This window comes from Haloleucobacter ellipsoideus (genome assembly GCF_052491725.1).
Window position 1 is genome coordinate 197,477 of the sequence record NZ_JBQWAR010000014.1, and the last position, 7,066, is coordinate 204,542.

Below are 7,066 nucleotides of genomic sequence, written 5' to 3' on the forward strand. Positions count from 1 at the left end.
CAGCACTGCCGTGTCTCTCCCGCACCGTTGTCTGGCATTGTGGCCTGGCGCGGTGCGGCATGCACCCATCTGGTCGGCACATGAACATGCCCGCGCGTCATGGATGTTTCAGGCCATGGCCCGCTCCGGGCAGAGCAATCTGGGAGGAATGAAATCATGGCATCGGATCCCATCGTCATCGTTGGCATGGCCCGCACGCCCATGGGCGGCTTTCAGGGCGATCTGAAGGATGTCCCCGCCTCCACCCTTGGCGCGGCGTCCATCAGCGCGGCGCTGGAGCGCTCCGGTCTTGCACCGGAAACGGTGGAGGAGGTCGTGTTCGGCTGTGTCCTGCCCGCGGGCCAGGGCCAGGCTCCGGCACGCCAGGCCGCGCTGGGCGCGGGGCTTCCCCTTTCCGCCGGGGCCACCACGATCAACAAGATGTGCGGCTCCGGCATGAAGGCGGCCATGTTCGCCCATGATCTGCTGCTTGCCGGTTCCGCCGATGTGGTGGTGGCGGGCGGCATGGAAAGCATGAGCCGCGCGCCCTATCTGCTGGACCGCGCCCGCGCCGGCTATCGCATGGGCCATGGCCGTGTGCTGGACCACATGTTTCTGGATGGTCTGGAGGATGCCTATGACAAGGGCCGCCTGATGGGCACCTTTGCCGAGGACTGCGCGCAGGAATACGGCTTCTCCCGCGAGGAGCAGGATGCCTATGCGATCGGCTCGCTCGACAAGGCGCTCAAGGCCATGGAAAGCGGGGCGTTCCATGCCGAGATCGCGCCTGTCACCGTGAAGGCGGGCAAGGCGGAGAAGGTGGTGCGCACCGATGAGCAGCCGCCCAAGGCGAAGCCGGAAAAGATCCCCACCCTCAAGCCGGCCTTCCGCGAGGGGGGCACGGTCACGGCCGCCAATTCCTCATCCATCTCCGATGGCGCGGCCGCGCTGGTGATGATGCGCCGCTCGCAGGCGGAGAAGCGCGGCCTGCGCCCGCTCGCCATTCTTGTCGGGCATGCCACGCATGCACAGGCCCCCAACCTGTTCACCACGGCTCCCGTGGGCGCCATGCGCAAGCTGGCCGAAAAGACCGGGCGTTCGCTCAGGGATGTGGACCTGTTCGAGATCAATGAGGCGTTTGCCGTGGTGCCGATGGTGGCGATCCGGGAGCTGGATCTGCCGGCGGAAAAGGTGAATGTGCATGGCGGCGCCTGCGCATTGGGCCATCCCATTGGCGCGTCCGGCGCGCGGGTCATGGTCACGCTGCTGGCCGCCCTTCAGCGCCATGGCCTCAGGCATGGCGTGGCCTCGCTCTGCATCGGTGGCGGCGAAGCCACGGCCGTTGCCATCGAACGCCTGGACTGAACCCCCGCTTCCGCCCCGGCGGGAGACAATAGACATGGCTTTCAAGCCGAAATGCGGAAAAACGCATCATGATCCTGAATGAAACCCAGCAGGAAATCCGGGAAGTCGTGCGCGCCTTTGCACAGGAGCGCCTTGCGCCCGGCGCGGCTGCCCGTGACAAGAACCACAACTTCCCCCGCGATGAGCTGAACGAGCTGGGCGAGCTTGGCTTTCTCGGCATGCTCGTGCCCGAGGAATATGGCGGCGCCGGCACCGATATCGTGTCCTATGCCCTGGCGCTGGAGGAGATTGCGGCCGCCGATGGTGCCTGTTCCACCATTGTCAGCGTGCATTCATCGGTGGGCTGCGGCCCCATCGTGAAATATGGCACCGAGGAGCAGAAGCAGCGCTTCCTGCCAAGGCTCGCCAGTGGCGAGTGGATTGGCGGCTTCGCCCTGACAGAGCCCCATACCGGCTCCGATGCCGGGGCCATCCGTACCCGCGCCCGCCGTGATGGTGACCATTACATCCTCTCCGGCGCGAAGCAGTTCATCACCTCCGGCAAGAATGGCGCGGTGATGATTGTGTTCGCGGTGACGAACCCGGATCTTGGCAAGAAGGGGCTCTCCGCCTTCATCGTTCCCACCGACACGCCCGGCTATGAGGTGGTCCGGGTCGAGGAGAAGATGGGGCTGCATTCTTCCGATACCTGCCAGCTCGCCTTCAATGACATGCGCCTGCCGGCAGATCTTCTGCTCGGGCAGGAGGGGGAGGGGCTGAAGATCGCCCTCTCCAATCTTGAGGGCGGGCGCGTGGGCATTGCCGCCCAGTCCGTCGGCATGGCGCGGGCGGCCTTTGATGCGGCGCGCACCTATGCCCGCGAGCGCTCGACATTCGGCAAGCCGATCATCGAGCATCAGGCTGTCGCTTTCCGTCTGGCGGACATGGCCACCCGGATCGAGGTTGCCCGGCAGATGGTGCTGCATGCCGCCGCCCTGCGCGATGCCGGTCTGCCCTGTCTGAAGGAGGCCTCCATGGCCAAGCTGTTCGCCTCGGAAATGGCGGAGACCGTGTGCTCCGACGCCATCCAGATCCATGGTGGATATGGCTATCTGAACGACTTCCCGGTGGAGCGTATCTATCGGGATGTGCGTGTCGCGCAGATTTATGAAGGCACAAGCGATGTGCAGCGTCTGGTGATTGCCCGCGAGGTGTGAGGATCTGGACGTGCCGGACATCATATGTGATGCCCGGCACCGTTCCACGGGGCCTGCACGGCAGACAGGAATGGCACCAGACTTTCAGGAGCAGGGAAGATGAGCATGTCCGGGAAAAGCGATCCTGCGGATCATCCCGCCGGCCCCCTCCGGGGCGTGCGGGTGATAGACCTCTCCCGGCTCGCGCCCGGGCCATATTGCACCATGCTGCTGGCGGACCTTGGGGCCGATGTCATCACCGTGGGGGGTGGCCGGGCGGGCATGGCCTTTCACGAGCTGTCACGCGGCAAGCGCTTCATCTCGCTCAATCTGAAAACCGCGGCGGGAAAGGCCGCCCTGCACGGGCTGGTGAAGAGCGCCGATGTGCTGGTGGAAAGCTACCGGCCCGGCGTCGCCGCCCGTCTTGGCGCCGGCTATGAGGAGCTGGCCGCGCTGAATCCGGCGCTGGTCTATTGCTCCATTACCGGCTTCGGGCAAACGGGTCCGCGCGCGCAGGAAGCCGGGCATGACCTGACCTATCTGGCGCTTTCCGGGGTGCTTGGCGGGCTCGGCCCGGCCGATGGGCCACCTGTGCCGCCGCTCAATCTGGTGGCGGATTTTGCCGGTGGCAGCCTGATGGCGGCCATCGGGATTCTTGCCGCGGTGATCGAGTCTCGCTCATCCGGCAAGGGGCAATATATCGACGCCGCCATGCTGGATGGCGCGCTCTCCCTCATGGCCATGCATTTTCCGCTGTGGCGCACGCCGGTGTGGCCGGGGCGGGGTGATGGGCTGCTGGCCGGCGACAAGCCCTTCTACCGCTCCTACCGCTGTGCTGATGGCAAATATGTCACCGTGGGCGCGCTGGAGAACCATTTCTTCGCCACCTTGTGGACCATGCTCGATCTGGGCGAGGTGCCGGACCATATGGCTGTCGCCAACTGGCCCGAGATCGAACGCAGGCTTGGCGAGACATTCGCCAGCCAGCCGCGCGACCACTGGGCGAGCCATTTCGCCGGTTCGGATGCCTGCGTTGCCCCGACGCTGGAGCCGCATGAAATCTGGGAAGAGCCGCATATCAGGGCGCGCCACCCCGACAGCGGGCCGGACAGGGTGCCCGCCGTGCCGCATCTGAGCCGCACGCCGGCCATTGCCCGCCCACTGGATCTCAATGACCACACCGTCACGATCCTGCGTGAGCTGGGCATGGAGGAAGAGGATATCCGCACCGCCCATGCTCCCGTGGCTGAAAAGAGCGACAGGCAGGGGCTGGACTGGCCGCCCAGTTTTCGCTGAGCCGTGTGGCTGGGGCGGCTTGCGGTGTTGCGGTGCGCCGTGCTGCCCGCCTAGCGCAGCAGGAACATGTCCAGCATCCTGTCGACCAGCGTGCCGAAGGGCGGGCGCAGCAGTCTGGCGGCATTCCAGCGCCCCTGCTCGAAAATGCCTTTTGCGTGGCTCATGGCGCGGAAGCCCTCAATGGCGTGATATGCGCCCATGCCACTGGCCCCGACGCCGCCGAACGGCAGGTCATCCTGCGCGATATGCAGCAATGTGCCATTGACGGTGACATTGCCGGATAGGGTGCGGGCCAGAACCTGTTTCCGCTCATCTCCCTCCGGGCCAAAATAATAGAGCGCGAGCGGACGGGGGCGGGCATTCACATAACCGATCGCCTGCTCGATGCCGGTGTATCCGATCACGGGCAGGATGGGGCCGAAGATCTCCTCCTGCATGATGTGCATGTCATCCGTGGCATCCAGCACGAGTGTGGGCGCAAGGGTGTGGGGCCGCTCCGCAGCCTGTTCGGCATGGTTTCCGAGCGGGAGGATCCGCGCCCCCTTCCCGCGGGCATCCTCAAGCAGCGCTGTCAGCCGGGCGTGATGATGCGCATTGATGATGGCGGTATAATCCGGGCTTGCGGGGCCAGCCGGATAAAGGCGTGCAACCGCCTTGCCGAAGGCCGACACGAAAGCCTCGATTTCATCCGTGTGCACCAGCGCATAATCGGGCGCGATGCAGGTCTGCCCCGCATTGGCGAGCTTGCCATAGGCGATATCCGCTGCCGCCTGCGCCAGATCATGCCCCCTGGAGACAATCACCGGGGACTTGCCGCCAAGTTCCAGCGTAACCGGAACCAGATTGTCGCTCGCCGCCTTCATCACCTTGCGGCCCACAGGGGTGCTGCCGGTGAACAGCAGATGATCGAACGGCAGCGCGGAAAAGGCCGCGCCCGTCTCCGCCCCGCCGGTGATGACGGCGACCTTTTCCGGCGGAAAGATCCCGGCGAGCAGTCGCACAAGCAGCGCGCTGGTGGCTGGCGTGAATTCGGAAGGCTTGATCATTGCCCGGTTGCCGGCCGCAAGGGCGGTCGCCAGCGGCATCAGGGCCAGCTGGAGCGGATAGTTCCACGGCGCCATGATGCCGATGACCCCGAGCGGCTGATATTCCACCCGGGCGCGGCCAAGACGCAGGGTCAGCGCAACATGGCGCCGGGATGGACGCATGAAACGCGGCAGATGGCGATGGAGATAGTCGATCCCCCCAGCCAGCGGGAAAAGCTCCATGATCGCGGTCTCATGACGGGAGCGATGGCCGAAATCCATCATCAGCGCATCCTCGATGTCCCTCCGCCGCGCCAGTATGGCCGCCCGCAGGGTTTTCAGATCTGTGCGGCGTTGCTCAAGCGCGGGCGGGCCTTCGCGCAGGAAGTCCGCCCGCTGGAGCGCCAGGATGTCCTCCATCCTGCTGGCGGCCGGGATCGTGTCGGCGCTCTCCATGTCGGGCCTCAAAGTTGACGGTGGAAACATTTACCCTTGACATAAGGGGCAAAAGTAGGCATTGTCAACATATGTTTTCACTGACAACTTCGAGACTCTCATGACGGAAGCCGTTGACCGCCCCTATCATCATGGCGATCTCAGGCGCGTCATCATCGATACGGCCATGGCCATGCTGCTTGAGGGTCACGGATGGCAGTTCACCCTGAGGGAGATTGCCCGCCGGGCCGGTGTCAGCCATGCCGCGCCCTACAAGCATTTCGCGGACAAGGCCGCATTGCTGTCGGAACTGGCCCTCATCGGTTTTGACAGGCTCCGCATGGCGCTGGGAAAACATCAGGCCAGTGCCCATGCCTCATTGCGTGACGAGTTCTTCGCCATGGCGCACGCCTATTTGCGGTTTGCCCGTTCCAATCCCGGCCTCTACCGGCTGATGTTCAGTGCGGATGCGGGCCGGCCGGCTGATGTGCATCTGGATGAGCGGGCGCTTGCCGCCTGTGAGCCGCTGATGGAGCTGCTGGTGCGCGGACAGGCCACGGGCGCGTTGCGTCACCGTGAGGCGCGCGGGCAGATGGCGGCCTGCTGGGGCATGATCCATGGCCTGTCCCTGCTGGCACTGGACGGCATTCTGCTGCCGGAAAAAGTGGGTGAGGATGCCCTGAATGCGGCGCTCGGCATCCTGCTTGAGGGGCTGGAGGCATGATTTTGCATTACGCCTCTCCCTGAGACCCGAGTGGTCCGCCCTGTCCGGTCAGGCCACGCATATGCCGGGAACGGCAACCTTCTGGGACAGGTGCGGGGCGGCAATGGCGGAGGCCGGATAGGCGCTCAGCCCGGCGATGAAATCGGGGTGGGTGAAGGCTGCGCGGAAGGCTTGCGTTGATTCCCAGACCGCATGGTTGAGATAGGCGGGGCTTTCGCCAAGGGCGCGATGAAGCCGGGCTGCCGCCTCATCTGCCGGCTCAAGCGTGAAAAGATTGATGAGCACGACCGGGGCGGCTTCCACAGCCAGCTGGCGCGAGATGGGAAACCTGTCGTCCATCGGTTTCATGAGAGGCATTGCCGAACTCCTTGATTTGTCTGAATCCTGTCGATCCGATATGATACAGGCATGCTAATTTGACATTATGATGTCAATATAGAAAGGTCATGACACATGAATGGCGTGATCCGAAGCCCGCAGGCCGAGGCCATCACCGATCTGATCCTCACCATGTTCCGGGCGAACAACCTGACCCTCACATGGGGAGACAGGCTGGTCGCCTCCTTCGGGCTCACCAGTGCCCGGTGGCAGATTCTGGGGGCGATCGTGCAGGCCGCGCGGCCGCAGCCCGTGTCCTGGCTCGCCCGTGATCTGGGGACGAACCGGCAGAATGTGCAGCGCATCGTCAATGATCTGCACGAGGAGGGGATTGTGGTGTTCGAGCCCAACCCCCACCACAAGCGGGCGCATCTCGTGGTGCTCACCGAAAAGGGGCAGCGCGCCTATCAGGCGGCCGTCACGGCCTATAATCCAAGGGTGAATGCCCTGGCCGACGGTTTTTCGGTCGATGACATCCGCACGGCGCATCGTGTCATGGCGGAGCTGCGCAACAGGCTGGAAAATGAAATAGACGCTGAAAAGCAGGCCTAGGCTGTATCGACATTCAGAGGATTCCCAAAGGGAGCGATGTCTGATTCATGGGTTTCCGCATTTGCGGAGGCATCATGGGGATCAAGCGATACGAGTTGAGCGATGCGCAGTGGCGTCGGATTGAACCGCTGCTGCCT

At 64.3% G+C, this 7,066-nt stretch carries 7 protein-coding genes; 5 read left to right on the forward strand and 2 right to left on the reverse strand.

All coding sequences use genetic code 11. The features are described from left to right. Window positions 1-156: 156 nt before the first annotated feature. The 3 genes from ACT6QG_RS03535 to ACT6QG_RS03545 all read left to right on the forward strand — a co-directional run bounded on the left by ACT6QG_RS03535 (window position 157) and on the right by ACT6QG_RS03545 (window position 3,815). Entirely contained in the window at window positions 157-1,344 is a 1,188-nt protein-coding gene (locus ACT6QG_RS03535) for an acetyl-CoA C-acyltransferase (protein WP_444976216.1), read from the forward strand. A 68-nt stretch (window positions 1,345-1,412) separates the two neighbouring features. Next, window positions 1,413-2,540, forward strand: a complete 1,128-nt coding sequence (locus ACT6QG_RS03540) for an acyl-CoA dehydrogenase family protein (protein ID WP_444976217.1) — start codon at window positions 1,413-1,415, stop codon at window positions 2,538-2,540. Between the two features lie 105 nt (window positions 2,541-2,645). Beyond that, window positions 2,646-3,815 (forward strand): CaiB/BaiF CoA transferase family protein, encoded by a 1,170-nt coding sequence (locus ACT6QG_RS03545; protein ID WP_444976218.1) that lies wholly within the window; start codon window positions 2,646-2,648, stop codon window positions 3,813-3,815. A 50-nt stretch (window positions 3,816-3,865) separates the two neighbouring features. On the opposite strand, the gene ACT6QG_RS03550 is transcribed toward ACT6QG_RS03545, so the two are convergent. After that, window positions 3,866-5,296: a coniferyl aldehyde dehydrogenase gene (locus ACT6QG_RS03550; protein WP_444976219.1), complete on the reverse strand. Its 1,431-nt coding sequence runs from the start codon at window positions 5,294-5,296 to the stop codon at window positions 3,866-3,868. Between the two features lie 100 nt (window positions 5,297-5,396). Here ACT6QG_RS03550 and ACT6QG_RS03555 point away from each other — a divergent pair, with 100 nt between their 5' ends. Further along, window positions 5,397-5,999, forward strand: coding sequence for a TetR/AcrR family transcriptional regulator (locus ACT6QG_RS03555; protein WP_444976220.1), 603 nt, complete (start codon window positions 5,397-5,399; stop codon window positions 5,997-5,999). Between the two features lie 48 nt (window positions 6,000-6,047). Here ACT6QG_RS03555 and ACT6QG_RS03560 read toward each other — a convergent pair whose 3' ends face one another. After that, window positions 6,048-6,356: an antibiotic biosynthesis monooxygenase family protein gene (locus tag ACT6QG_RS03560; protein ID WP_444976221.1), complete on the reverse strand. Its 309-nt coding sequence runs from the start codon at window positions 6,354-6,356 to the stop codon at window positions 6,048-6,050. A 96-nt stretch (window positions 6,357-6,452) separates the two neighbouring features. Between ACT6QG_RS03560 and ACT6QG_RS03565 the strand changes: the two genes are divergently transcribed. After that, on the forward strand, window positions 6,453-6,929 hold the full coding sequence (locus ACT6QG_RS03565) for a MarR family winged helix-turn-helix transcriptional regulator (RefSeq protein ID WP_444976222.1): 477 nt from the start codon (window positions 6,453-6,455) through the stop codon (window positions 6,927-6,929). Window positions 6,930-7,066 lie beyond the last annotated feature (137 nt).

Excerpts from the sequence above, each read along its gene's own strand:
- ACT6QG_RS03535 (WP_444976216.1), top strand. The coding sequence starts at position 157 with ATGGCATCGGATCCCATCGTCATCGTTGGCATGGCCCGCACGCCCATG.
- ACT6QG_RS03540 (WP_444976217.1), top strand. The coding sequence starts at position 1,413 with ATGATCCTGAATGAAACCCAGCAGGAAATCCGGGAAGTCGTGCGCGCC.
- ACT6QG_RS03545 (WP_444976218.1), top strand. The coding sequence starts at position 2,646 with ATGTCCGGGAAAAGCGATCCTGCGGATCATCCCGCCGGCCCCCTCCGG.
- ACT6QG_RS03550 (WP_444976219.1), bottom strand. The coding sequence starts at position 5,296 with ATGGAGAGCGCCGACACGATCCCGGCCGCCAGCAGGATGGAGGACATC.
- ACT6QG_RS03555 (WP_444976220.1), top strand. The coding sequence starts at position 5,397 with ATGACGGAAGCCGTTGACCGCCCCTATCATCATGGCGATCTCAGGCGC.
- ACT6QG_RS03560 (WP_444976221.1), bottom strand. The coding sequence starts at position 6,356 with ATGCCTCTCATGAAACCGATGGACGACAGGTTTCCCATCTCGCGCCAG.
- ACT6QG_RS03565 (WP_444976222.1), top strand. The coding sequence starts at position 6,453 with ATGAATGGCGTGATCCGAAGCCCGCAGGCCGAGGCCATCACCGATCTG.